Source organism: Kribbella pratensis (assembly GCF_004365355.1).
Classification (GTDB): Bacteria; Actinomycetota; Actinomycetes; order Propionibacteriales; family Kribbellaceae; genus Kribbella.
In genome coordinates, this window is record NZ_SODP01000001.1 from 1525095 (window position 1) to 1549192 (window position 24098).

Below are 24098 nucleotides of genomic sequence, written 5' to 3' on the forward strand. Positions count from 1 at the left end.
GCGTTTACGGTTTGCTTTCGGTCGGGAGCTGGTCGGCGTAAACCTCGGCCCAGTCGCCCAGCGCGCGGATCGGTACCAGCAGGTCCTTGCCCGCGGTCGTCAGCGAGTACTCGACACGCGGCGGCGCTTCGGCGTACCGGCGGCGTTCGACCAGGCCGTTGTGTTCGAGGCGGCGCAGTGTCTCGGTGAGGACCTTCTGGCTGATGCCGCCGATCTGCCGGCGGAGGTCACCGGGACGGGCGGCGCCGTACGAGAGCGAGTACAGCACGACCATCGGCCAGCGCCCGCTGATCAGGTCGGCGGCGACCCGCGCCTGACAGTCGGAGAAGAATCTCGGCTCCACCCGCCCATTGTGCGTCGGCCGTTGCGCACCGAATGGTGTGTATCGGGCAAGTCGTGTCTGTCGGGATCACCGTAGCTAGTGCCTGGTCAAGCAACGTTCGGGTTGTATTCCCCACCCGAGGGGTTCTCCCCTGCTGTTGTGCCTTCTCACCTCGTATACCAGCACAGAAGGCCCAACACGCGCGGATAACCCTTCCTGTTGCCACCCGGGTGAGCGGTCGTTACGACCACAACCTTTCTTGACGAGGCACTCGGACAAGACGATGCAGGCGATGACGACGCCTGCGCGGTAGTAGAGGGCGTGTTCGTCGTAACTGGTGGCGATGCCGCGCCATCGCTCGAGCCGGTTGAAGGCTCGCTCGCCCACGTTGCCCGGCGCAATGTCTTTCGGGTGACCCGCGGGAGTTGGTCCGGCCGGCGATGACGCAGTCCGGATGCTCCAGCCACCCCGGCAGCGGTCCAGCGCATGATCCGGCGGCTCAGGCGGCAGAATCTTGTCATTCCTTCGCCCGCTGCGTGCTCCCGCCCTAAGAGCAGGTGATGTCGCGTGGCGCCCCACCCGAGGGTCTCGAAAGCGACTTGTGTCGCGGCTGTCGCGTCAGAAGACGTCAGCGCTCAGACAACGCGCCGGCGAGGAGGCCGCGGAACCCCGAGTCGTGTACGTCGGGGCGCCGGATCCTCGACGGCGGACGACCACCGGTCTTGTCTTCGTCGACGCCACTCGGGCAGAAGTTGCCTCAAGCAACAATTGCGTGGGCGGGAGGCTGTGGATGACAAATCTCCTTGAAAATAAGGGCTTCTGGGTTTGAGAACTGTCGGTTGGCCTGTCTATCGTTGGTGGCATGGAACTTCTGGACGAGCGGCCGGTATGGTCGATGAGCGGCGGCGACCTGCTGGCCGCTCTCGACGCCGTGGATGCCGACCTCGCCCGCAAGGAGACCTACCGGCTGCAGCTGGTCGCACGCATCGACGAGACCGGCTATGCCGAAGAGCTCGGCGCCCGCGACGCGGTCGAGCTGCTGGCCCTCCGGTACCGGCAGAACCGCCGTGACGCCTACCGTGACGTCAAGCTCGCCCGGGCCCTGCCGAAGTACGGCGACGTATCCACCGCCCTGATCGAGGGCACCCCCACCCCGGACCCCGCCGACGCACCACCCGCCGACGCACCACCCGCCGACGCACCACGCGCCGAGGCGGGACCCGCCGACACAGGATCTGCCGAGCGTGGGTGGTTGTTGCGTCCGGCGCAGGCCGCGGCGATCGTGTCAGCGCTGGAACGGGTGCGCTCGAGGGTGCCGGTCGAAGACCTCGACGTGGCGCAGAAGCAGTTGGTGAATCTGGCCGTGCACCTTTCGCCCGACGAGCTCCGCGCGACCGCCAAACAGATCTGCGACCTACTGGACTCCGACGGCCCCGAACCCGACGAGCACAAGGCCTCCGCCCGCGAGTCCTTGACGCTCGCTCCTGCGGACAACGGCGTGAAGTTCCGCGGGTTCCTGGCCAACGAGAACGCCGAACTCCTCCGCTCGCTGATCCATGCCGGCGCCCGCCCACACAAGACCGTCGACGGCGAGCTCGACCCCCGTCCCCGCGACAAGCGCCAGGCCGACGCCCTCACCAGCGCCTTGACCGTCGCCGCAGCGGCCACCGACGCCGGCTACCGGCCCCGCCCGACCAACGACCCTGCATCGACGCCGCACGACGGCACCTCGGCCGCTGAGGCTGGTCAGGAGGGGTGGTGGGTGCCCGGCTTCGGGGCGAAGGCGAACCTCACCATCACTATCGACTTCCACGACCTCAAGGCCGCGACCGCCGACGCCACCGGTCAACTCGTCTACGGCGACGGGCTGTCCGCGGCAACCATCCGCCGGCTGGCCTGTGACGCGAGGATCCTCCCACTCGTGCTCGGCTCGAAATCGGAGCCGCTCGATGTCGGCCGGTCCGAGCGGCTGGTCACCCGAGCGATGCGCCGCGCCCTGAACGCCCGCGACAAGGGCTGCGTAGTCTGCGGCGCACCACCGATCCAATGCGACGCCCATCACCTGCAGTCGTGGATCGACGGCGGCCTCACCGCAGTGTCGAACCTGGCATTGCTCTGCCGCCGACACCACACCGACCTGCACGACGGCCACTGGACCATCACCATCACCGACGGAGTCGTCGAGGTGAACCGCCCCGCCTGGGCCGACCCACCACGCAACCCCGCACGACCTGGTTCACCACCCGACGCTCTACGACCCGGTTCCCAGACCGGTCCACCGGACGCGCCATCCGACCCGCCTGCGCCCCCATCCCCGCACTCGTGCCACAGCGAGACGGGGCCGCCCGTGCGCAATGTGCCCGAGCGGCCAGTGCGCAATGCAACGACGACCCCGCCTGAGCCGACGACAACTGCGTCGGTCCAGGAGGCGACGTACCGCGCCATCTGGGGCGAGGACCCCACGCCCCAAAGCGATCGGCCGACCCCGGGTCAGGTCATGGCGTCCCGCGGCCAGCGGTTCGATCCATGGGCGGAGACCCCCGCCGCGCCCACCGGCAGCGCACGATGGAGCAGGCCAGCCGGCGACGAACCATCAGACGCGCCCTAGTGGTGATACGTGCTCCTTCCTGGACATCACACCTAGTCGAGACAGAACTCGTTGCCCTCGACGTCCTGCATGTTCTGGCACGACTCGTTGACGCCGTCGTAACGCAGCAGCAGCCCACGCGTCGCGCCGAGCGCTTCCAGCCGGACACATTCGGCCTCGAGGACCGCCAGCCGCTCCTCACGCACGAGCCCGGTGCCGACCCGTACATCGAGGTGCACGCGGTTCTTCACGACCTTGCCCTCGGGAACGCGCTGGAAGAACAACCGCGGCCCAACACCCGTGGGGTCGACGCAGGCGAACGCGGCACCCTGGCTCTCCGGCGGCAAGGACCGGTCGAACTCGCCCCAGTCGGCGAAGCCCTCCGGCGGCGGCGGTACGACGTATCCGAGCACCTCGCACCAGAAGCGGGCGACGCGCTCCGGATCCGCGCAATCGAAGGTGACCTGGAACTGCTTCACGGACGACATCGACCCAGCATAGACACCCGGAGGTGCGCATCGGACTGTCTACCGTCGGACCATGCGAATAGGAACACTGGGCAACGGATTGATGGCCGAGGCGCTGGCCGGCCGATGGGTCGAGGCCGGTCACGACGTGATGGTGGGCGGTCGCGATCCCGAGCGGGCCGCCGAGCTGGCCAAGCGGATCGGCGCCGTAGCGGGCTCGTTGATGGAGGCGGCGGCGTACGGCGAGGTGGTGCTGCTCGCCGTACCGGCAGAAGTGGCTGTGGAGGTGGCGAAGCTCGTGCCGCCGGGGCGGACGCTGATCGACTGCACGAATGCCTTGGACCACAGGGATTTCACGTTGGCACACCCGGCGACGGCCGAGGCGATCAGCCGGGCGGTCCCGGAGGTTCAGGTGGTCAAGGCGTTCAACCTCGCCGCGGACACGGTCTGGCGGAACCCGCCGGCCGGCCTGGGTGTGCCCATCTGTGGGGACGGAGGACTCGACCTCGTCGCGGAGCTGGTCCAAAGCGTCGGCTGTGTTCCCGTCACCGCTGGCGGGTTGGCACGGGCAAAGTTGCTGGAGGCAACTGCTGCGTTGGCGATCGGGATCTGGGTGGGCGGGGGAGACGTTCGCGGCATGTTCCCGGCGCTAGCCGACGCGTTCGGGACGGTTCTGCCAGGCCAGCCCTAGGCTCCAGGCCGGGAAGAGCAGGTACGTCCCGGCCCAGCTGATGTCGGCCAGATAGGTCCACGCCGGAGCGGTCTCCAGGATGTCGAGTCCCATGAAGATGCCAGGTACGCCGGCCAGCCCGAGCACCATGACCGCGCCGGCCACCAATCCCGTCCGACGCATCCGCGCTGTGGCCGGGCGGCTGATCCCCACCAGCCAGACCCCGATCAGCCCGAACCCGGAGCTCGACCACAATCCGGCGAGGTAGTACCCGGTGATCTCGCCCACCACGAGCACTGTGCCCACGACCGTCAACGCCGCACCCAGTCCGGCAAGACCCACCAACACACCGGACAGCCGGGGAGCCGCAGGGCGAAGGATCCATGCCAGGGCGAAGCTGATGACGCCGAAGAGGGCGTTGCCGAAGTCGTTGATGGTGCCGAAGGGACCTCCGACGGCGAAGAAGACGATCAGGCAGGCCCACGTGGCGAAGCCCACGATGCTGTGGACGGTCGCCACCAAGGGCAAGCCGGACCTAGTGCTCACCCTTGGATGATCGCGCAAAAAGCACGTTCAGTTCAGCCTGCGGGATCTGGTCGGCGGCGAAGGTGATTGTTCCCTTCGTCGCCAGTTCCTCCGCACTCCGGCGGACGAACCCGAGTGCGGCCCGGGCGATACTGCCGCCGAGACTGATCCGGGTCACCCCGACGCCCTGCAGATCGGCGACGGTGAGCGTCGACGTACCGAGGCCCATCACGACGTTCAGCGGACCGTCGATCTCCTGCACCAGCAGGCGAATCGCGTCCAGGTCGTTCACCCCGGGCACGTACAGGCAGTCGGCGCCCGCCGCGCGGAAGCGGTTGGCGCGATCGATCGAGTCCGCCAGCGACGTCGACGTACGCAGCAACTGCCCGTCCGTCCGCGCGGTCAGCACGAACTCGGACCCCGCAGCCTCCCGCGCCGCCACGATCCGCTCGACCGCCAGCTCGACGTCGTACAGCTCCCGCCCGTCGAAGTCCTCGATGTTCCCGCCCGCCAGCCCGGCCTCGCGGGCCAGCGTGATCGTGTCCGCGACCCGCGCCGGCTCAGCGCCGTACCCGTCCTCGAGGTCCCCGTTCACCGGTACGGCGCTCGCAGCCGCGATCTCGCGCACCCGCTCGAACATCGCCTCCCGCGACACCGCCGGCGCGCCGTCGGGAAGTGTGTGATCGCCCTTCGCCATCGAGAACGCGATCCCGGCGCTCGTCGTCGCGATCGCCGGGAAACCGGCCGCCGCGAGGATCACCGCACTTCCGGCGTCCCAGGCATTCGGCATCACGAACGGAGAGGCGTGCAACTCGCGGAAGGTCATTCGCCGAGTCTGTCACCCCGACGCTTCGGTGCGCGCCGAACTACGACAGCTTCGAGGCTGCGGCCTGATCCAGCAGCCAGAGCGTGCGGTTCTCGCCCTTCGGGTGGGCGGCCGGGACGTCACCTTCGGCCAGAGCCGTCGCGACCGCGTCCGCCTTGTCCTCGCCGGACACGACGAACCAGACCTCGCGCGCCCGGTTGAGCAGCGGCATGGTCAGCGACACCCGGGTCGGTGGCGGCTTGGGGGAGTCGTGCACCGCGACCACCGCAACGTCCAGGACCTCGAGCTGCGGATACCCCGGGAACAGCGACGCCACATGCCCGTCCGGCCCGACGCCGAGCATCAGTACGTCGAACGTCGGCGGACCGGCTGCCTCGAGCTCGTCGGCGTACGCCGCTGCCGCCGCCTCCGCGCCCTGTCCGGTGTCGGCCGGCATCGGATGCACCCGCGCCGGGTCGACGTCGAGCGCGGACAGCAGAGCGTCCCGCCCCTGCGTCTCGTTCCGCTCGGGATCGCCGTCGGGCAGGAAGCGTTCGTCACCCCACCAGAACTCGACCCGGTGCCAGTCGACCTCGACCATCGCCGGCGATCCCGCCACCGCGCGATACACCTCGGCGGCCACTCGGCCGCCGGTGAGGACGAGCTGCGCGACCCCGCCGGTGCTCTGGGCGTCGGCGAGCGCAGTGATCAACCGCTCGGCCACCGAGAACGCCAGGTCCTCGGCGTCGGTGTGAATCAGCAACTCCGGATCGACAGTCATCGCTTCGCCACCCGCTTGCTCCCGGCAACCTTCTTGGCCGCACCCGTCTTCTTGACCGCAGTCTTCTTCGCCGCCGTCTTCTTGGCAGCCGCCTTCTTCGAGGGCGCCGCGTTCTTCGCAGCAGCCGCCTTCTTCTGCGAGTCGGCCGGCTGTTGCGCCGCGACCACCTTCTTGCCTGCCGCGCTCACGCTCGCCGCCGTCGACTTCCGCGCCGACGCGTCGACCTTCTTCTCGGCCGCCGGCATCTGGTCCCGCTCGACCATGCACGCCAGCGTCTTCGCGTACACATCGTCCGGGTCGAGCCGGCGCAGTTCCTCGCTCAGCAGCTCGGACGTCGTACGCCGCTTCAACGCGACCGGGCGATCCGGCTGACCCGGCACGCTGAACGTCGCCACCGCGCCATCCGGCCGCGTCAACGCGATCTGGCCCGACGGCGTGAACAGCCGTACGGCGGTCACGCCCGGACCGCGCGAATTCCGCTGCTCTACCGGCACCTTCAGCCGCGACTGCAGCCAAGCAGCCATCAGGTCCGCGCTCGGGTTACCCTTGGCGGCCGCAACCTCGGCCCCGGTCACCTTCGTCGGGTACTGGTCCAGCGCCGCCGCCATCAGCGCACGCCACGGCGTCAACCGCGTCCACGCAAAGTCGGTGTCGCCGGGCTTGTAGCCCTCGGCCCGCGCGCTGAAGTCCACCGAAGCCCGCCGAGTCGAAGCAGCATCCGTCACGCGACGCCGACCGAGCCGCCCCAGCGGGTCGTCGGCCGGAACCTTCGGTCCGCCTCCCGGCCACCAGACGATGACGGGGGAGTCGGGCAGCAGCAGCGGCGTGATGACGGACTCCGGCACCTTCGCCAGCTCACCGTGCAGCCTGAGCAGCACGGCCTCGCCCGGGATGCCCTCGCCGACGCGCACCTCCGCGTCCAGCCCCGGCGCGCCACGGCCGGGCCGCAGGATCGCGACCAGGACGCGCGACGGGTGTTCGCGGCCGGCTTCGTTCGCGGCTTTCATCGCGTCGTGGTGCGACGCCTCGTCGACGACGACCACGATCGTGCCGACCATGCCCATCGCCGGCGAACCCGCGTGCCGGCGGGCCTTCAGCAGCGCCGAGGCGATCTCGCTCGACGTCGTGTCGGTCAGGTCGATGATCATGGCCGCCTCCAGGCCCGTCCGTCGCGGGCGAGCATCTCGTGCGCCGAGGCCGGTCCCCAGTCGCCGGACGGATACTGCTCCGGCTTGCCGTGCCTGGCCCAGTAGTCGAGCACCGGGTCGAGGATCTTCCAGCCCAGCTCCACCTCGGTGTGCTGCGGGAACAGCGGCGGATCACCGAGCAGTACGTCGAGGATCAGCCGCTCGTACGCCTCGGGGGAGGACTCGGTGAACGAACCGCCGTACTGGAAGTCCATGTTCACGTCGCGGATCTCCATCGTCGTCCCGGGCACCTTGGCGCCGAAGCGGATGGTGATGCCCTCGTCCGGCTGGATCCGCAGGACCAGTGCGTTCTGACCGAGCTCTTCGGTCTCGGTCTTGGTGAACGGCAGGTGCGGCGCGCGCTTGAACATCACCGCGACCTCGGTCACCCGGCGCCCGAGCCGCTTACCGGTGCGCAGATAGAACGGGACGCCCGCCCACCGACGGGTGTCGACGTCGACCCGCAGCGCCGCGAACGTCTCGGTCGCCGAATTCGGCGGAATACCGTCTTCCTGCAGGTATCCCTTGACCTTCACGCCACCGGCCCAGCCGGCCGCGTACTGACCGCGGGCGCTGTGCAGGTCCAGACGCTCCGGCAGCTGTACGGCGTTCAGCACCTTCTTCTTCTCCTGGCGCAACGACCAGGCGTCGAAGCTGACCGGCTCCTCCATCGCGACCAGCGCGAGCAGTTGGAGCAGGTGGTTCTGGATCACGTCGCGGGCGGCGCCGATGCCGTCGTAGTACCCGGCGCGGCCGCCGATGCCGATGTCCTCGGCCATCGTGATCTGCACGTGGTCGACATAGTTGCTGTTCCAGATCGGCTCGAACATCTCGTTGGCGAACCGCAGCGCCAGGATGTTCTGGACCGTCTCCTTGCCCAGGTAGTGGTCGATCCGGAAGACCGCCTCGGGCGGGAACACCGACTCGACCACGCGGTTCAGCTCGCGGGCGCTCTTCAGGTCGTGACCGAACGGCTTCTCGATCACGACCCGCCGCCAGGAGCCGGGTTTCTCGTCGGTCAGTCCGTGCTCGGACAGCTGCCGCACGACCTCCGGGAACAGGCCCGGCGGGATCGACAGGTAGAACGCGTGATTGCCGCCCGTACCGCGGGTGACGTCCAGCTCGTCGACCGTCTCGCGCAGCCGCTCGAACGCCACGTCGTCGGTCAGGTCACCCGGCACGAACCGGAAACCCTCGGAGAGCTGCTGCCAGACCTCCTCGCGGAACGGCGTCCGGGCGTGCTCCTTCACCGAGTCGTGCACGATCTGGGCGAAGTCCTGGTTGGTGTAGTCGCGGCGGGCGAACCCGACCAGGGCGAAACCGGGAGGCAACAGCCCCCGGTTCGCCAGGTCGTAGACCGCCGGCATCAGCTTCTTGCGGGCCAGGTCGCCGGTCACGCCGAAGATCACCAGGCTGCACGGCCCCGCGATCCGCGGCAGCCGCCGGTCCTGCGGATCCCGCAGCGGGTTCCGGTACGGCTTGACGTCGGCCGGCCCATCGTCGAGCTCAGCGGTCATTGCCCGCTTCCTCCCGTGTCTCAGTTGCCGAACAACGACAGGAGCTGCTGTACGCCGTTCGCCACGTCGGTCAGGTGCAGACGCAGGACCGGACGCCCGCGCTCCGCCAGTACTCCCGCGTCGCCGGCGGCCTGCGCCGTGATCAACGTACCGAAACTGAACGGCCGATCGGGGATCTCCACGTCGGTCGGGTGTGCCCCGGTGATCTGCAGGAACACGCCCTCGGGGTGTCCGCCCTTGTGGTACTGACCGGTCGAGTGCAGGAACCGCGGGCCCCAGCCGAAGGTCACCGGACGACCGGTCCTGGTCGCCAGCGCCGGCCGTACGCCGAACAGGTCGGCGTCCCGCTCGGAATCCAGGTACGCCATGACCGCGACGTACCCCTTGGCGTCGAGCTTGCCGAGCAGCGCGTCCACCGCGCCCTGCAGCGAGTCCACGCCGTCCAGCAGACCCTCGGAGCCCCGAACCTCGACGGCGCCCTCGGTGAAGGCGGCCGCCTCCGGCTCCGGCTGCGCGTCGAGCAGACCGCGCGCGGCCTTCTTCGCGCTCTCCACATCGGGCTGGTCGAACGGGTTGATGCCGAGCAGGTAGCCCGCCACCGCCGTCGCGGTCTCCCAGAGCAGCATCTGACCGCCGAGCGAGCCCGAGGTCAGCGCCGTCGGCACACCGCTGGTCGCCTTTTCCGCGAGCAGCGCGTTGGTCAGGTCAGCAGCGTCGCTGTGCAGCTCCGGCGCGCCGACCTCGACCGCGACCGGCAGTACGCCGGTGCCGTTCTTGCCGGTGCTCTCCGCGATCAGCTGCTCGGCCCAGTCCGGGAACCCGACGATGTCGGACCCGTCGGCGGTGATGATCGCCTTGTCCCGGTCCGCGCTCGCCGCGAGCACAGCGCCCAGCCAGAGCGCCGGGTTGTCGGTCGAGTCGGCCTGCAGCTCCGGAGCGGCCTCGGCCGCCTGGTCGAGCAGCTCGGCGATGTCCGCGCCGGCCAGACCGGACGGCACCAGGCCGAACGCCGTGAGCGCGCTGTACCGGCCGCCCACGTTCGGGTCGGCCAGGAACGTCTTGCGGTAGCCCTCGTCCGCCGCGAGCTTCTCGAACGGCGAACCCGGGTCCGTCACCACGACGACCCGCGACGCGGCGTCGATGCCCGCGTCCTCGAACGCCTTGACGAACACACGCCGGTGGCTGTCGGTCTCGACCGTCCCGCCGGACTTGCTCGACACGACGATCACGGTCTTCGAGAGGTCACCGGCCAGTGCCCGCCCGACCACGCTCGGGTCGGTCGAATCCAGGACGACGAGCTCGACGCCCGCCGTCCGCGTGATGACCTCGGGCGCCAGCGACGAGCCGCCCATGCCGGACAGGACGATCCGGTCCAGGCCCTCCGACCGGAGGTCCGCCTGCAGCGCCTCGATCTCGGCCAGCAGCGGGCGGGAGGTGTCGTGCAGGTCGACCCAGCCGAGCCGGATCGACGCTTCGTGTTCGGCGTCCGGGCCCCAGATCGTCGCGTCCTTCGCGGCGATCCGGGACGCGATCTTCTCGGCGACCAGCTTGTCGACGACCTCTGTCCAGTCGCCGTTCTGCGTGCTGACCTTCGGAGCGCTCACTTGGCCGCGCCCTTCAGGGCCGCCGTGACGGTGTCCTGCAGCTCGGACCAGGAGGCGTCGAACTTCGCCACGCCCTCGTCCTCGAGCAGCTGTACGACCTCGTCGTACGAGATGCCCAGCTTCTCCAGGTCGGCGATCACCTTGCGGGACTCGTCGTAGTGGCCGCGGACCGTGTCGCCGGAGAACTCGCTGTGCTCCTCGACCGCCTTGATCGTTGCCTCAGGCATCGTGTTCACGACGCCGCGGGTGACCAGGTTGTCGACGTACAGCGTGGGGGAGTACGACGGGTCCTTGGTGCCGGTGGAGGCCCACAGCGGCCGCTGCGGCTTCGCGCCGGCGGTCTCGAGCTCGTGCCAGCGGTCGGTGTCGAAGATCTCCTCGTACGCCTCGAAGGCGAGCCGGGCGTTGGCGATCGCGGCCTTGCCCTTCAGCGCCTTGGCCTCGTCGGTGCCGATCGCGTCCAGCCGCTTGTCCACCTCGGTGTCCACCCGGCTGACGAAGAACGACGCGACGCTGGCCATCTTGGTCACGTCGTGGCCGTTCTCGACGGCTTGCTCGAGGCCGCTCAGGAACGCGGCCACGACCGCCTTGTAACGCTCGAGGGAGAAGATCAGCGTCACGTTCACGCTGATCCCGGCGGCCAGCGTCTCGGTGATCGCCGGCAGACCCGCCTTGGTGGCGGGGATCTTGATGAAGATGTTCTCCCGGCCGACGATGTCCCACAGTTGCTTGGCCTGCTCGACGGTCTTCGCGGTGTCGTGCGCGAGCGTCGGCTCCACCTCGATCGACACCCGGCCGTCCTGGCCCTCGGAGTCGTCGTACGCCGGCTTGAACACGTCGGCCGCGTCGCGGACGTCGCTGGTGGTGATCACCCGGATCGCCTCGTCGGTGGACACGCCCTGGGCGGCCAGCCGGCTGACGGTCTCGGCGTACGCGTCGGCGTCCGAGATGGCCTTGGCGAAGATGGTCGGGTTCGTGGTCACACCGACCACGTGCTTGTCCTCGATCAGCGCCTGCAGGCTGCCGCTGGTCAGCCGCTGGCGGGAGAGGTCGTCGAGCCAGATGGAGACACCCGCGTCGACGAGTGCTTTCAAGCGATCGTTCATGTGTCCGATGCCTTCTTCCGAAGTGTTCTGGTGGGGGTGTCTTCAGTTGGCGTCGGCCGGTCCGACCGGTCCGGCGGCGGCGCGGCCGGGCGGCACGCCCGGTCCGCTGATCTGTGCGGCCGCGGCGATGCTGTCCTTGGCTGCCTGGACGACCGCGTCGGCGGTGATGCCAAACTCGTCGTACAGCGTCTGGTACGCCGCGGAGGCGCCGTAGTGCTCCAGGCTGACCGACCGGCCGGAGTCGCCGACGATGTCGTGCCAGCTCTGCGCGATCCCGGCCTCGACCGAGACCCGGGCGCGGACATCGGCCGGGATCACCGACTCGCGGTACGCGTCGTCCTGCTCGTCGAACCACTCGCGCGAGACCATCGAGACCACGCGGGCCTTGACGCCCTCCTCGGCCAGCTTGGCCCGCGCCTCGACCGCGAGCTGGACCTCGGAGCCGGTGCCGATCAGCACGACGTCGGGCGTGCCCCCAGCGTCATCTGCGTCGAGCAGCACGTACGCGCCCTTGTGGACGTTCTCCGTGGTGGCGTACCCATCCGTGCCGCGCGGGAACGTCGGCACGTTCTGCCGGGTCAGCACGAGGCCGGCCGGGCGGTCGGTGTGCTCGAGGATCGCGGCCCACGCGGCGGCCGTCTCGTTCGCGTCACCGGGGCGGACGACGTCCAGGCCCGGGATCGCCCGCAGCGCCGACAGGTGCTCGACCGGCTGGTGGGTCGGGCCGTCCTCGCCGAGGCCGATCGAGTCGTGCGTCCAGACGTACGTCACCGGGAGCTTCATCAACGCGGCCAGCCGGACCGCCGGGCGCATGTAGTCGGAGAAGACCAGGAACGTACCGCCGTACGGGCGGGTCAGGCCGTGCAGGGCGATGCCGTTCATCACCGAGCCCATCGCGTGCTCGCGGATGCCGAAGTGCAGCACGCGGCCGTACCAGTCGCCCTGGAACTCCTTGGTGGCGAACTCCGGCGGGACGAAGGACGGCTGGCCCTTCGGGGTGGTGTTGTTCGAGCCGGCCAGGTCGGCCGAACCGCCCCACAGCTCCGGCAGCTCCGGCGTCAGCTTCGTCAGCACCTCACCGGAGGCGGCGCGGGTGGCCACGCCCTTGGCGTCGGCGTCCCAGCTCGGCAGCGCGTCCTTCCAGCCGGCCGGCAGCTCGCGCTTCGACAGCCGGTCGAGCAGCGCGGCCCGCTCCGGGTTCGCCGCCTTCCACGCGTCGAACTTCTCGTTCCACTCGGCTTCGAGGGCCTTGCCGCGGTCCAGCGCCTCGCGGGTGTGCGCGAGGACGTCGTCGGCGACCTGGAACGACTGCTCCGGGTCCCAGCCGAGGACCTTCTTGGTCGCGGCCACCTCGTCGGCGCCGAGCGCCGAGCCGTGGATCTTGCCCGTGTTCTGCTTGTTCGGGGCCGGCCAGCCGATGATCGTGTGCAGCCGGATGAAGCTCGGCTTGTCGGTGACCGCCCGGGCCGCCTCGAGCGCGTCGTACAGCGCCTGGACGTCCTCCTGGTAGCCCGTGCCGCCCTGGGTCCAGTCGACGTCCTGGACGTGCCAGCCGTACGCGGCGTACCGGGCCGCGACGTCCTCGGAGAACGCGATGTCGGTGTTGTCCTCGATCGAGATCTTGTTCGCGTCGTAGATGACGGTCAGGTTGCCGAGCTTCTGGTGACCGGCCAGCGACGACGCCTCGGCCGAGACGCCCTCCTCGAGGTCACCGTCGGACGCGATCACGTAGATGTTGTGATCGAACAGACCCTCGCCCTTCGGCGCGTCCGGCTCGAGCAGGCCGCGCTCGCGGCGGGCCGCCATCGCCATGCCGACCGCGTTGCCGACGCCCTGGCCGAGCGGGCCGGTGGTGGTCTCGACACCGGGGGTGTGCCGGTACTCCGGGTGGCCCGGCGTCTTGCTGCCCCAGGTCCGCAGCGCCTTCAGGTCGTCCAGCTCGAGGCCGAAGCCGGCCAGGTAGAGCTGGATGTACAGCGTCAGGCTGGAGTGACCCGCGGAGAGCACGAACCGGTCGCGACCGGCCCAGTGCGGGTCGGCCGGGTTGTGCCGCATCACCTTCTGGAACAGCAGATACGCCGCCGGCGCGAGGCTCATCGCCGTACCGGGGTGGCCGTTGCCGACCTTCTCCACCGCGTCCATCGCGAGCACCCTGACGGTGTCGACCGCGCGCTGGTCGAGCTCGGTCCATTCAAGCTTGGGGCTGGTCTTCTCCGTCACGCCGCCGGCGCTCCTCTCGATGCAGACTTACTGGGCCTTCTCGGTACGCACTCGGGATGAGCCTACTGCGGGGGACTGTCCCTGTTGCGCACCGCTCGACTGTTTGTCAACCGTTCAGCATCCTCCGCTGTTCCCCGACGTCCGCGAGGTCACACTGTGCTCCTACTGAGCTGGTACCGGGCCCGTACCGAGCTCGTACCGGCCTCATCGGAGGGGGGTGCGAGAACCCTCCTACGGGGCGTCGTAGACTGCTGAATCGTCAGCGCCGGAAGCCCGGCGTCAACCCACTCTGTTCGAGGTGTTCGTGACGGCCGTCGACCCGCGTCCCGCCGCGACGACGTCGTACCCGACGCCGCTGCCGGACGCTACTGCTGTGGTGAGTCCGTCGGTGCGCGACGTGGTGAAGGCGTACGTCGGTCTGACCAAGCCGCGCATCATCGAGCTGCTGCTGATCACCACCGTGCCGGTGATGTTCCTGGCCGCCGGGGGAGTGCCCGGCCTCGAGGTCGTGGTGGCCACCCTGATCGGCGGCATCCTCGCCTCCGGCAGCGCGAACACGATCAACTGCGTGCTCGACCGCGACATCGACGAGCAGATGCGCCGGACCCGGCGCCGCCCGTTGCCGCGGCACGCGGTCAGCCCGCGCTCGGCGACGATCTTCGGCGTCGTGCTGGGCGTCCTGGCCACGCTGGAGCTCGGCTTCTTCGTGAACTGGCTGTCGTCCGGCCTCGCGCTGGCGGCGAACCTGTTCTACGTCTTCGGCTACACGATGGTGCTGAAGCGCCGGACCGTGCAGAACATCGTCTGGGGCGGTATCGCCGGCTGCTTCCCGACCCTGATCGGCTGGACCGCGGTCACCGGCAAGCTGGCCTGGACCCCGGTCGTGCTGTTCCTGGTCGTGTTCTTCTGGACTCCGCCGCACACCTGGTCGCTGGCGATGCGGTACCGCGAGGACTACGCATCCGTCGACGTGCCGATGCTGCCGGTAGTCGCCACCCCGGTCGCCACCGCGCGGCAGATCATGGCGTACTCCGTTGTCATGGTGATCACGTCGATCGCGCTCTGGCCGATCGCGGGCACCGGCTACGTGTATCCGCTGGCCTCGATCGTGCTCGGTTTCGTGTTCCTCCGCGAGGCCCGCCGGTTGTTGCTCCGGGCCCACACCGGCGCCGAAGGCGCTGCCCTGCGGCCGATGCGGCTCTTCCACTTCTCGAATATCTACCTGGCGTTGCTGTTCATCGCGGCGGCCGTAGATCCGCTCCTGCACTGACCCGCAGCGCTTGACCAGATCGTGACCACGTGTTGCGATGGTCCGGTCTGTGGAGGCGTTTCCACGCCTGGGGAGACACAGTGGCAGGGGGTTTCGTATGGGGGTACGAACACGTGTTGCGGCAGTTGCCGCACTCGCGTTGGCGGGCTCGTTGCTGGTGGCCGGGCAGGCTGATGCCGGTGGTCACAGCAGCAGTTTGACGCCGGTGGCAACGGGTTTGAACGGTCCGCGCGGCGTCTCGACGTACAAGAACCTGGTCATCTACAGCGTCACCGACGGTTCGGTGTACGTGACGAACGGCCACAGGTCCGTGAAACTCGGCACGGTGCCGGGCTCGGGTGGGTTCCCGCCCGCGATCGACACGAACAAATGGGGTACGACGTACGCACTGACCGGTGCGGGTGGCGAGCCGGGACAGCCGCCGGTGCCCGGCAGTTCGACGCTGTACCGGATGCGGTTCGGGAAGCCGCTGGTCAAGGTCGCGGACATCGCGGCGTACCAGGCGCACGACCCGGACCCGTACAACCAGGCCGACTCACCGACGGAGTCCAACCCGTTCGGCGTCGCGGCTCTGAGTGACGGCACGGTGCTGGTGTCCGATGCCGCGAACAACGATCTGCTGAGGGTGTGGCCGAACGGTCACGTCAAGACGGTCGCGCGGCTGAAGCCACGCACGGTCAAGGTCCCGTCCGGTCTGCCCGCCAAGGATCCGGAGGGCAACCCGCTGCCGCCGGCCGGTACACCGTTCGTCGCCGAAGCTGTGGCCACGTCGGTCACGGTGGGCTCGGACGGCTACTGGTACGTCGGTGAGCTCCGTGGCTTCCCGGCAACGCCGGGGACGTCGGAGATCTGGCGGATCAGGCCGGGCTCGGTGGGCGCGGTGTGCGACCCGGTCAAGCCGAACAAGGGCAACTGCAAGCGGTACGCCGACGGTTACACGTCGATCGTCGACCTGGCCGGCGGTCCGCGCGGCACGCTCGCGGTCGTCGAGTTGGACAAGGCGAGCTGGCTGAAGTTCGAGCTGAGCGGCCCGACGCACGGCGGGCTGTTCCTGCAGTACCCGGGCAGGAACCACCGCGCCGGCTACAAGCGGGAACTGGTGAAGGATCAGCTGACCCTGCCGGGTGGAGCAGCCTTCAACCGCTGGGGCCAACTCTTCGTCTCCGCCCCCGTCTTCGGCCCGGGAGCGGTCTACCGCGTGAAGTACTGAGCCTGACGGCTAGGACAGGAACAGGGGACCGTGAACATCTGATCAGATGTTCACGGTCCCCGCGCGATGTCCACGCAGCATCTCCCGGCCGAGCTGGCCAGTTATGGCCGTGGCCTATTTAGGCCGGAGATGGTGCTGGACACCCTGATGTGGCCCTGACGAGACTGCTGCGGCGTACCCGGGCGGTGAGGGTCCAGGCGCACCGTCAGGGAGGGGTTCAGCATGCAGACTGGGTCCGAGCTGTCGGTCCTCGGCGTCGGCGAGTTCGAGGAACGGGCGTACCGGATCCTGCTGCGATGGCCGGGCCTGACAGTGAGCGGGTTGGCGGACCGGATCGGTTCGCCGGCCGGGCGGGTTCGCCGCGCGGTCGCCCGGCTGGAACAGACCGGGTTGATCACCCGCTCGCCGGTGCCCACGCCCCGGTTGTTGCCGGTGGCGCCGGATGCGGCGATCGAGGCGCTCGTGCGCCGGCAGCAGTCCGAACTCGAGCGGATCCGGGCCCTCGCGACGGCCTGGGTCGCCGACTTCCGCGCGGGTCGCAGTACGGGGCCGACCGAACTGATCGAGGTCGTGATGGGTGCCGACGCAGTGCTGAGCCGCTTCGACCAGCTCCAGCGCGCCGCCACCGACGAGGTGCAGGTCCTGGACACTCCGCCGTACGTGCGTGCGGAAGGCCCGGACACCAACGACGTCGAGTTCGAGGTGCTGGCCAGGGGCGTGACCTGCCGGGCGATCTACGACCGCGCCGCGCTGGAACAGGCGCCGAACGCGGTGGGTGCGATCCTGCGGTACGTCGCGGCCGGCGAGCAGGCCCGGGTCACGTCCGAGCTGCCGTTGAAGCTGGCGACCTTCGATCGCCGGACGGCGTTCATCCCGCAGTCGATCGACCAGGGCGACATCGCCAGCGCGATCGTGGTGCACCCGTGCAGCCTGCTCGACGTACTGCTGCTCGTCTTCGATCAGCTGTGGGAGCAGGCGACGCCGTTGACGTCGCACGGTTCGCTGCGGGCCGGCGACGAGGACGGGACGGTCGAACCGAGCGAGAACGACCGGCGCGTCCTGGTGTTGCTCGCGAGCGGGATGAAGGACGAGGCGATCGCACGGCACCTCGGCTGGAGCTATCGAACCACCCGGCGGCGGATCGCCGCGCTGATGGCGCTCCTGGGCGCCGAAACACGATTCCAGGCCGGTCTGCACGCTGCGCGGGCGGGCTGGTTGTGAGCTGGGCAACCCGACGGGACTGTCCCGCCGGAAGAGCGAGCGAGGGGTGAGGCGTGCAACGCACGAGCACAAGACGTAACGGCCTGATGAGAAGACCGGGCCGGACCTTCCTGGTCGTCCTGACCACGATCGCGGCCGTGGTGGCGTCCGCGGTGACAGTGTCGACCGTGACACCGGCTACGGCATCCGCGGCAAGCCGACCATCGGCAGGTGCACCGACCGCAGGTGGGCCGCGCGGCAGCCGCGCTGTCCCGGCGGGGTGCAATGTCGCCCAGACGGCCACCGACGGTTCCACGCCGCTGGCGCGCTGCTACGCGGTCGGACGGGCCGGCGATCAGGGCGCGCTGGCGCAGCGCACCGCCGGGCCGATCCCCGGATCGCTGGGGCCGGCCGAGATCAAGTCGGCGTACGCCCTGCCGGATGGCGGCGACGGGCGGACCGTCGCGATCGTGGACGCCTTCGGGTACGAGAACGCCGAATCCGATCTGGCCGTGTTCCGGGCGCACTACGGCCTGCCTGCCTGTACGACGGAGAACGGCTGCTTCCGGAAGGTCGACCAGCGCGGCGGGACGGACTATCCACAGGAGGATCCCGACTGGTCCATCGAGACGGCTCTCGACCTGGACGCGGTCTCCTCGGCCTGTCCCGACTGTCACATCCTGCTCGTCCAGGCCGACAGCAACAGCTCACCGAGTCTCGGCCAGGCGGTCGACACCGCGGCGTCCCTGGGCGCCGTGGCGATCTCCAACTCGTACGGCATCGACGGTGAACTCCCGTTCGAGACGTACTACGACCACTACTACGACCACCCCGGTATCGCCGTCACCGTGTCGTCCGGCGATTCCGGCAACGTCCAGAGCTACCCGTCCACCTCACCCAACGTGATCTCGGTCGGCGGTACGACGCTGACCCGGGACGCCTCGACCACGCGCGGATGGCACGAGGCGGCCTGGGCCGACGGTGGCAGCGGTTGCTCGCTGTACGAGCCGCGCCCCGACTACCAGAGCGACCTCGACACCGGTTGCCCCGACACCCGGGCCACCGCCGATGTATCCGCCGTAGCCGACCCGGACACCGGGCTCGCTGTCTACAACACGCTCGGGCAGGACGGATGGGCGCAGTACGGCGGTACGTCGCTGTCCGCCCCGCTGGTCGCCGCGATGTACGCGCTGGCGGGCACGCCCGTCCCCGGAAGCAATCCGGCCACCTACGTGTACCGCCACGGCAGCTCGCTGAACGACGTCACCGAGGGCGCTGACGGTTCGTGTGGCGACGTACGGTGCACGGCAGGCGCAGGCTGGGACGGCCCGACCGGCGTCGGTACGCCCAACGGTGTGTCGGCCCTGACGCTCGGGTCGCCCGGTTGGGTCTCGGGCTCGGTGCGGACGCGGAACCAGGCGCTCGACGGTGCGACAGTCACGTTCACCGACAAGACCGGCTATCGCACCCGCGCCGTCGTGGACAAGTCGGGGAACTACCGGGTCGCGGTAGCCGCGGGGACCTACCGGGTCGTCGCCTCGAAATTCGGGTACGCCGACGCGACGCTCGACCAGGTCAGCGTGTCCGCGGGTGCAACAGTGTCGAGGAACTTCGCGCTGACCGCAGTGGCTCGTCGTACGGTCAGTGGCACCGTCACCGATGGATCCGGTCAGGGGTGGCCGATGTACGCGAAGATCTCCATCGACGGGTATCCGGACGGAGCCGTCCACACCGATCCGTTCACCGGTCGTTACAGCGTCGAGCTCCCGGTCGGTACGACGTACAAGCTGCACGTCCAGGCAGCCGACCTGCCCGGCTACCGGACCGCCGACTCCAGTGTTGCCGTCGGCAACGGAAAGGGCGCGCTGGTGCGCGACGTCGCGCTGGGCGTGGACGAATCGAGCTGCACAGCCGCAGGGTATGGTCGCGCATTCCAGGGCGCCGGTACCGGCTTCGAGGGATGGTCGCAGGCTCAGGACGGCTGGCAGGTGACCGACGATGCGGGCAGCGGCAAGACCTGGACGTTCGACGATCCCGGCAGCAAGGGCAACCTGACCGGCGCCGCCGGCCAGTTCGCGATCGTCGACAACTGGTCGTTCCCGGTGGATCGGAACGACACGAGCCTGGTCAGCCCGGCAGCGGACCTGTCCGAGCTGTCCCAGCCGACCATCGGCTTCGACACCTACTACTACGACTACGGATTCGGTGAGCAGGACGGCGTCGTCGACCTGAGCCTCGACGGCGGCGCGACCTGGCAGAACGTCTGGCGGGCGCCGGACGCCTTCGTCCGGGGACACGTCGACGTGCCGATCCCGCAGGCCGCGCACAAGTCCGACGTCCGGGTGCGGTTCCGCTTCAGCGGGGAGGCCGACAACTACTGGGAGCTGGACGACGTGTACGTCGGCAACCGGTCGTGCGAGGCGACTCCGGGTGGACTCGTGGCCGGCTTCGTCCGCGACCACAACACCGGTGCTGCACTGACCGGCGCACAGGTCGCCGGCGGCACCACTCCCGCGGTCAGCCACGCGACGACCGACGACTCGCAGCTCGATGACGGCTACTACTCGCTGTTCGCCCCGACCGGGAACGCAGCGCTCAGCGCCACTGGACGGCAGTACGCCGAGGCGAAGCAGACGGCGCGGATCGCCGCGCACCGGACGACCCGGCTCGACTGGTCCTTGGAGGCAGGACGGGTCACCGTGACTCCGTCGACGGTCTCGGTCAACGCCGGCAAGGGGCCGATCGGACCTCGGACGATCACGCTCACCAATCACGGCACGAAGCCTGCTCAGGTGTCGCTGGTCGAGCAGGACCGTGGGTTCACGGCGACCGACGGTCATCACCGGACGACGGCTCCCGGAGCGCCGCTGCGACGCGAGAAGGTGGACGCATCCCCGCTGTCGTTCGCAAAGGGGAAGCAGAACGGGCACAACCCGGTGCCGTCCCGGGACGCGTCGACGAATCCGGCGTGGTCGCAACTGCCGAACTACCCGACGCCGATCATGGACAACGTCGTCGCAGCGAACGACGGAGTCGTCTACTCGGTCAGCGGAGCCACCGACGACGGTCTGACCGCCGCCGGGTACGCCTATGACCGGACGGCCGGTTCGTGGCGGCGGATCGCCGACCTGCCCGAGCCGCGGGAGAGTGCGGTCGGCGGCTTCGTCGGCGGCAAGCTGTACGTCACCGGAGGCTGGGACCCGCAGGGCAACCCGAGCTCGGCGACGTACGCGTACGACCCGGCGAAGAACCGGTGGTCACGCGTGGCCGACCTCCCCGTGCCGAGCAGCGCGTCGTCGGGCGCGGTCGTCGGCGGTGCCTTGTACGTGGTGGCCGGCTGTGCGTCGCAGGCGTGCACAGAAGCGACTCCCACCTACCGGTACGACGCCAGTCGCAACACCTGGACGCGCGTTGCGGCGTACCCGGAACACGTCGTGATGGCGGGGTGCACGGGATCGGGTGACGGACTGATCTGCGCTGGTGGCCTGGTGCCGCTGCTCGACGACCCGTGGCACGAGTTCCCGGTCGCGAGTGCCTACCGGTACACGCCCGACTCGGACAGTTGGACCCGGATCGCCGACATGCCGTACCCCGCGTGGGGCATGGCGTACTCGGGCAGTGGCGGCAAGCTGCAACTGGTCGGCGGCATCACCGGTGGCTACATCACCAACCAGGCCGTCCAGTTCGACCCGGCGACAGGTGCCTGGTCGGACCTGCCGAATGCGACGTACAGCATGTTCCGCGGCGGTGCGGCCTGTGGGTTGAGCAGGATCGGCGGTTCGATCGGGTCGTTCACCGCGACGCCGTTCGCCGAGTACCTGTCCGGTCAGGACTCGTGTGTCCTCGGCGCGGATGTGAGTTGGCTGTCGGCCGACCGTACTCAGGTCACCGTTCCGGCTGGTCGGTCGGTGACGGTACGACTGCGGTTCGACGCTGCGACGACGTCCACGGCAGGCAAGTACGACGCCCGCCTGGCCTTCACGTCGGACACGCCGTACGGCATCACGCCGGCGACGGTCACGCTGACGCGTCGCTGACGCTGTGACGCAACGTAGATCCGGTGAAGGTTGCCGGATCTACGTTGCGGGCGTGCCGCGCTCGCCGTACACGGCCGTGACGAGCGCGATCAGCAACCCGGCCAGGAACATGTGCACGAGCACGACACCCCAGGGCAGCCCGGTGAAGTACTGCGTGAAGCCGACAGCGCCCTGCAGCACCTCGACGGCCAGTAACCAGGCCGCCAGCTTGCGCAACGTGCGCGAGGTCGCGGTGACCCGGGTCGCGATCACCAACGCGATCGTGATGCCGAGCAGCCCGAACACCACGTCCGCGTGGAGCTGACTGACCAGTTCGGGATCGAAGCCGTTGCGCCCGGTCTCGGGATCGCCCGAGTGCGGGCCGGCGCCGGTGACAATGGTGCCGAGGGCAACAGTCAGCCAGACGGCCACCACACAGGCGGTCGCGAGCGCGCGGACCACCGGGGGAGTGTGCGGGTACGGGCTGGTACGCGACCGGCGCATCATCGACACGGTCAGCGTGATGATGATCGGCGAGACCAGGAAGTGCGCCGAGACGATCCACGGGTTCAGGCCGGTGAGCACGCTGATACCGCCGATGACCGCCTGCAGCGGTACGCCGAGAGCCGCCGCCGTCGCGAGCCGGCGCAGGTCGCGGCGGACCGGGCGGTAGCGCATCACGACGAGCCAGGTGCAGATCGCGACGACACCGACCACGAATCCGAGCATCCGGTTCGTGAACTCGATCGCGCCGTGATAGCCGAGGGCTGCATGCGGCACGTACGAATCGTCCGTACACGACGGCCAGGTCGGGCAGCCGAGCCCCGAGCCGGTCAGCCGGACCAGTCCGCCGGTCACCACGATGCCGATGTTCACCACGATCGAGGCCCAGCCCCAACGGCGGACCACGTCCAGGCTCGGCTCGGGCACGAGCCGCCAGAAACGGCTGACTGGTTCGGCTTCTCGAGGCGGAGGCTCCGTCGTCATCACCGGGACACTCTAAAGGTCAGTCCCAGCGGAAGGTCCGGGAGACCAGGTAGCCGAGCACCCCGGCCCACAGGGCGAGCGACAGCGCGGCGGCCCACGGGATCACTCCTTCGACGGTCGAGTTCGCCAGCCCGTTGGCCAGGGCGGCACTCGGCAGCAGGCGTACGACGCTCTGCATGCCGGACGGGTACTCGTCGACGGGCGTCATGATCGCCCCGCCGACCAGCAGCAACAGATACAGCAGGTTCGCGGCGGCCAGCGTGGCCTCTGCACGCAGTACGCCGGCCATCAGCAGCCCGAGTGATGCGAAGGCCGCCGTGCCGCACAGGACGGTGAGGATCACCCCGACGACGGCTTCGACGCCGCCTACCGGTTTCCACCCCAGCGCGAGCCCCGTCCCCATCAGGACGGCGAGTTGGATGAGCTGGACGATCAGGACGGCGCCGATCTTGCCTGCGAGCAGGCCGGTGCGGGACAGCGGCGAGGCGCCTAGTCGTTTGATGACGCCGTACCGGCGCTCGAAACCGGTCGCGATGGCCAGCGAGGTGAACGACGAGGACAGGATGGCCAGGGCAAGGACGCGCGGCACGGCCTGGTCGATCGGCCGGCCGGTGCCGAGTGGCAGGCGGTCGCCCAGCCCGGTGGCGCCGAGCAGCAGCAGGATGCCGAGCGGGATCACCAGCGCCAGCAGCAACTGCTCACCGTTGCGGACGAGCAGCTTGAACTCCATCCGCGAGTGCGCCAGCACCTTCCGCGGCCACGGCGCACTCCCCGGCTGCGGTGCGTAACTACTCACGAGCGCTCCGGTTTGGCGGTGAGTTCGAGGAACACGTCCTCGAGGGACTTCTTGTGGTGCTCGGTCAGATCGTCCGGGGTGCCGGAGGCGATCACCTTGCCGGCCGACACCACGTGGACCTGGTCGGACAGTTGTTCGGCCTCGTCCATCGCGTGGGTGGTGAGGACGACGGTCACGCCGTCGTCGCGCAGGTCGCGGATCACCTGCCAGATCTCGCGCCGGCCGTGCGGGTCCAGGCCGGTCGTCGGCTCGTCGAGGAACGCGATCTCCGGCCGCCCCACGATCGCCAGCGCGAACGACAGCCGCTGCTTCTGGCCACCCGACAGCCGGCGGTACGGCGTCCGTCCGCAGCTGCCCAGGTCGAGACGCTCCACCAGCATCGCGATGTCGAGCGGGTGGGTGTGCAGCGTCGCGACGTACTTGAGCATCTCGACGGCACGGACGCCGGACCAGGCGCCGCCCTCCTGGAGCATCACGCCGATCCGCGGCATCAACTCGTCGTGATCCGCGATCGGGTCCAGCCCGAGCACCCGGACCCGCCCGGAGTCGGGCCGGCGGAACCCCTCACAGCTCTCGACGGTCGTGGTCTTGCCGGCGCCGTTCGGGCCGAGCACGGCCGTCACCGTGCCGGCGGCTACGGTGAGACCGAGACCGTCGACCGCGGTCTTCTCGCCGTACCGCACGACGAGGTTGTCGATCTCTACCGCGACTGGCACAACGGCAGCATAGAGAACCGGTTGAAAGAACCCTCGCTCCGCTCGGGGTTGGGGGCGGGAAGTGACCTCGCTCACGGTCCGGTCCGGCGCCCCGCGTGGACGCGTGAACCGG

19 protein-coding genes are annotated in these 24098 nt (G+C 69.4%); 6 read left to right on the plus strand and 13 right to left on the minus strand.

The window, feature by feature from the left end:
- Positions 1-4: 4 nt before the first annotated feature.
- Positions 5-343 (minus strand): winged helix-turn-helix transcriptional regulator, encoded by a 339-nt coding sequence (locus EV653_RS07155; RefSeq protein WP_238159610.1) that lies wholly within the window; start codon positions 341-343, stop codon positions 5-7.
- 841 nt (positions 344-1184) lie between these two features.
- Here EV653_RS07155 and EV653_RS07160 point away from each other — a divergent pair.
- Positions 1185-2930 (plus strand): HNH endonuclease signature motif containing protein, encoded by a 1746-nt coding sequence (locus tag EV653_RS07160; RefSeq protein ID WP_134099136.1) that lies wholly within the window; start codon positions 1185-1187, stop codon positions 2928-2930.
- 32 nt (positions 2931-2962) lie between these two features.
- Here EV653_RS07160 and EV653_RS07165 read toward each other — a convergent pair whose 3' ends face one another.
- Entirely contained in the window at positions 2963-3397 is a 435-nt protein-coding gene (locus EV653_RS07165; RefSeq protein WP_134099138.1) for a VOC family protein, read from the minus strand.
- A 52-nt stretch (positions 3398-3449) separates the two neighbouring features.
- On the opposite strand from EV653_RS07165, the gene EV653_RS07170 reads away from it, so the two are divergent.
- Positions 3450-4067: an NADPH-dependent F420 reductase gene (locus tag EV653_RS07170; RefSeq protein ID WP_134099140.1), complete on the plus strand. Its 618-nt coding sequence runs from the start codon at positions 3450-3452 to the stop codon at positions 4065-4067.
- On the opposite strand, the gene EV653_RS07175 is transcribed toward EV653_RS07170, so the two are convergent.
- Genes EV653_RS07175 through tkt form a run of 8 tightly spaced genes read right to left on the minus strand, consistent with a single transcriptional unit; the run spans position 4026 to position 13791 of the window.
- Positions 4026-4592 (minus strand): hypothetical protein, encoded by a 567-nt coding sequence (locus EV653_RS07175; protein WP_134099142.1) that lies wholly within the window; start codon positions 4590-4592, stop codon positions 4026-4028. The genes EV653_RS07170 and EV653_RS07175 overlap by 42 nt on opposite strands.
- A complete protein-coding gene (locus EV653_RS07180) occupies positions 4582-5397 on the minus strand; it encodes an isocitrate lyase/PEP mutase family protein (protein ID WP_134099144.1) in 816 nt (271 codons plus the stop codon). Before EV653_RS07180 ends, EV653_RS07175 begins: the two co-directional genes overlap by 11 nt.
- Positions 5398-5437: 40 nt before the next feature.
- Entirely contained in the window at positions 5438-6157 is a 720-nt protein-coding gene (pgl, locus tag EV653_RS07185; protein ID WP_134099146.1) for a 6-phosphogluconolactonase, read from the minus strand.
- Positions 6154-7305 (minus strand): glucose-6-phosphate dehydrogenase assembly protein OpcA, encoded by a 1152-nt coding sequence (locus EV653_RS07190; RefSeq protein WP_134099148.1) that lies wholly within the window; start codon positions 7303-7305, stop codon positions 6154-6156. The genes pgl and EV653_RS07190 overlap by 4 nt, the downstream gene beginning before the upstream one ends.
- A complete protein-coding gene (gene zwf, locus EV653_RS07195) occupies positions 7302-8861 on the minus strand; it encodes a glucose-6-phosphate dehydrogenase (RefSeq protein ID WP_134099150.1) in 1560 nt (519 codons plus the stop codon). Before zwf ends, EV653_RS07190 begins: the two co-directional genes overlap by 4 nt.
- Before the next feature lie 20 nt (positions 8862-8881).
- Positions 8882-10465: a glucose-6-phosphate isomerase gene (locus EV653_RS07200; protein WP_134099152.1), complete on the minus strand. Its 1584-nt coding sequence runs from the start codon at positions 10463-10465 to the stop codon at positions 8882-8884.
- Positions 10462-11571, minus strand: coding sequence for a transaldolase (gene tal, locus EV653_RS07205; RefSeq protein WP_134099154.1), 1110 nt, complete (start codon positions 11569-11571; stop codon positions 10462-10464). Before tal ends, EV653_RS07200 begins: the two co-directional genes overlap by 4 nt.
- Before the next feature lie 42 nt (positions 11572-11613).
- Positions 11614-13791, minus strand: a complete 2178-nt coding sequence (gene tkt, locus EV653_RS07210; RefSeq protein WP_134099156.1) for a transketolase — start codon at positions 13789-13791, stop codon at positions 11614-11616.
- Between the two features lie 304 nt (positions 13792-14095).
- Here tkt and EV653_RS07215 point away from each other — a divergent pair, with 304 nt between their 5' ends.
- The 4 genes from EV653_RS07215 (at position 14096) to EV653_RS07230 (ending at position 21508) form a co-directional block, all read left to right on the plus strand.
- Positions 14096-15061, plus strand: coding sequence for a heme o synthase (locus tag EV653_RS07215; protein WP_134103993.1), 966 nt, complete (start codon positions 14096-14098; stop codon positions 15059-15061).
- Positions 15062-15158: 97 nt separating this feature from the next.
- Positions 15159-16271, plus strand: coding sequence for a ScyD/ScyE family protein (locus EV653_RS07220; RefSeq protein WP_166679309.1), 1113 nt, complete (start codon positions 15159-15161; stop codon positions 16269-16271).
- A 222-nt stretch (positions 16272-16493) separates the two neighbouring features.
- Entirely contained in the window at positions 16494-17492 is a 999-nt protein-coding gene (locus tag EV653_RS07225; RefSeq protein ID WP_134099160.1) for a TrmB family transcriptional regulator, read from the plus strand.
- Between the two features lie 86 nt (positions 17493-17578).
- Positions 17579-21508: a carboxypeptidase regulatory-like domain-containing protein gene (locus tag EV653_RS07230; protein ID WP_134099162.1), complete on the plus strand. Its 3930-nt coding sequence runs from the start codon at positions 17579-17581 to the stop codon at positions 21506-21508.
- A 39-nt stretch (positions 21509-21547) separates the two neighbouring features.
- On the opposite strand, the gene EV653_RS07235 is transcribed toward EV653_RS07230, so the two are convergent.
- From EV653_RS07235 to EV653_RS07245, 3 genes are read right to left on the minus strand one after another with little or no spacing between them, the layout of a single operon-like run.
- Complete coding sequence (locus EV653_RS07235) at positions 21548-22474, minus strand: COX15/CtaA family protein (RefSeq protein WP_134099164.1); 927 nt, start codon at positions 22472-22474, stop codon at positions 21548-21550.
- Between the two features lie 19 nt (positions 22475-22493).
- Positions 22494-23270, minus strand: a complete 777-nt coding sequence (locus EV653_RS07240; protein ID WP_134099166.1) for an ABC transporter permease — start codon at positions 23268-23270, stop codon at positions 22494-22496.
- The gene (locus EV653_RS07245; RefSeq protein WP_134099168.1) at positions 23267-23986 is read right to left on the minus strand and encodes an ABC transporter ATP-binding protein; all 720 of its coding nucleotides are present in this window, start codon (positions 23984-23986) and stop codon (positions 23267-23269) included. The genes EV653_RS07240 and EV653_RS07245 overlap by 4 nt, the downstream gene beginning before the upstream one ends.
- Positions 23987-24098: the final 112 nt, after the last annotated feature.

Excerpts from the sequence above, each read along its gene's own strand:
- EV653_RS07180 (WP_134099144.1), bottom strand. The coding sequence starts at position 5,397 with ATGACCTTCCGCGAGTTGCACGCCTCTCCGTTCGTGATGCCGAATGCC.
- EV653_RS07220 (WP_166679309.1), top strand. The coding sequence starts at position 15,159 with ATGGGGGTACGAACACGTGTTGCGGCAGTTGCCGCACTCGCGTTGGCG.
- EV653_RS07160 (WP_134099136.1), top strand. The coding sequence starts at position 1,185 with ATGGAACTTCTGGACGAGCGGCCGGTATGGTCGATGAGCGGCGGCGAC.
- tal (WP_134099154.1), bottom strand. The coding sequence starts at position 11,571 with ATGAACGATCGCTTGAAAGCACTCGTCGACGCGGGTGTCTCCATCTGG.
- EV653_RS07165 (WP_134099138.1), bottom strand. The coding sequence starts at position 3,397 with ATGTCGTCCGTGAAGCAGTTCCAGGTCACCTTCGATTGCGCGGATCCG.
- EV653_RS07170 (WP_134099140.1), top strand. The coding sequence starts at position 3,450 with ATGCGAATAGGAACACTGGGCAACGGATTGATGGCCGAGGCGCTGGCC.
- EV653_RS07225 (WP_134099160.1), top strand. The coding sequence starts at position 16,494 with ATGCAGACTGGGTCCGAGCTGTCGGTCCTCGGCGTCGGCGAGTTCGAG.
- pgl (WP_134099146.1), bottom strand. The coding sequence starts at position 6,157 with ATGACTGTCGATCCGGAGTTGCTGATTCACACCGACGCCGAGGACCTG.
- zwf (WP_134099150.1), bottom strand. The coding sequence starts at position 8,861 with ATGACCGCTGAGCTCGACGATGGGCCGGCCGACGTCAAGCCGTACCGG.
- EV653_RS07230 (WP_134099162.1), top strand. The coding sequence starts at position 17,579 with ATGAGAAGACCGGGCCGGACCTTCCTGGTCGTCCTGACCACGATCGCG.
- EV653_RS07235 (WP_134099164.1), bottom strand. The coding sequence starts at position 22,474 with ATGACGACGGAGCCTCCGCCTCGAGAAGCCGAACCAGTCAGCCGTTTC.
- EV653_RS07190 (WP_134099148.1), bottom strand. The coding sequence starts at position 7,305 with ATGATCATCGACCTGACCGACACGACGTCGAGCGAGATCGCCTCGGCG.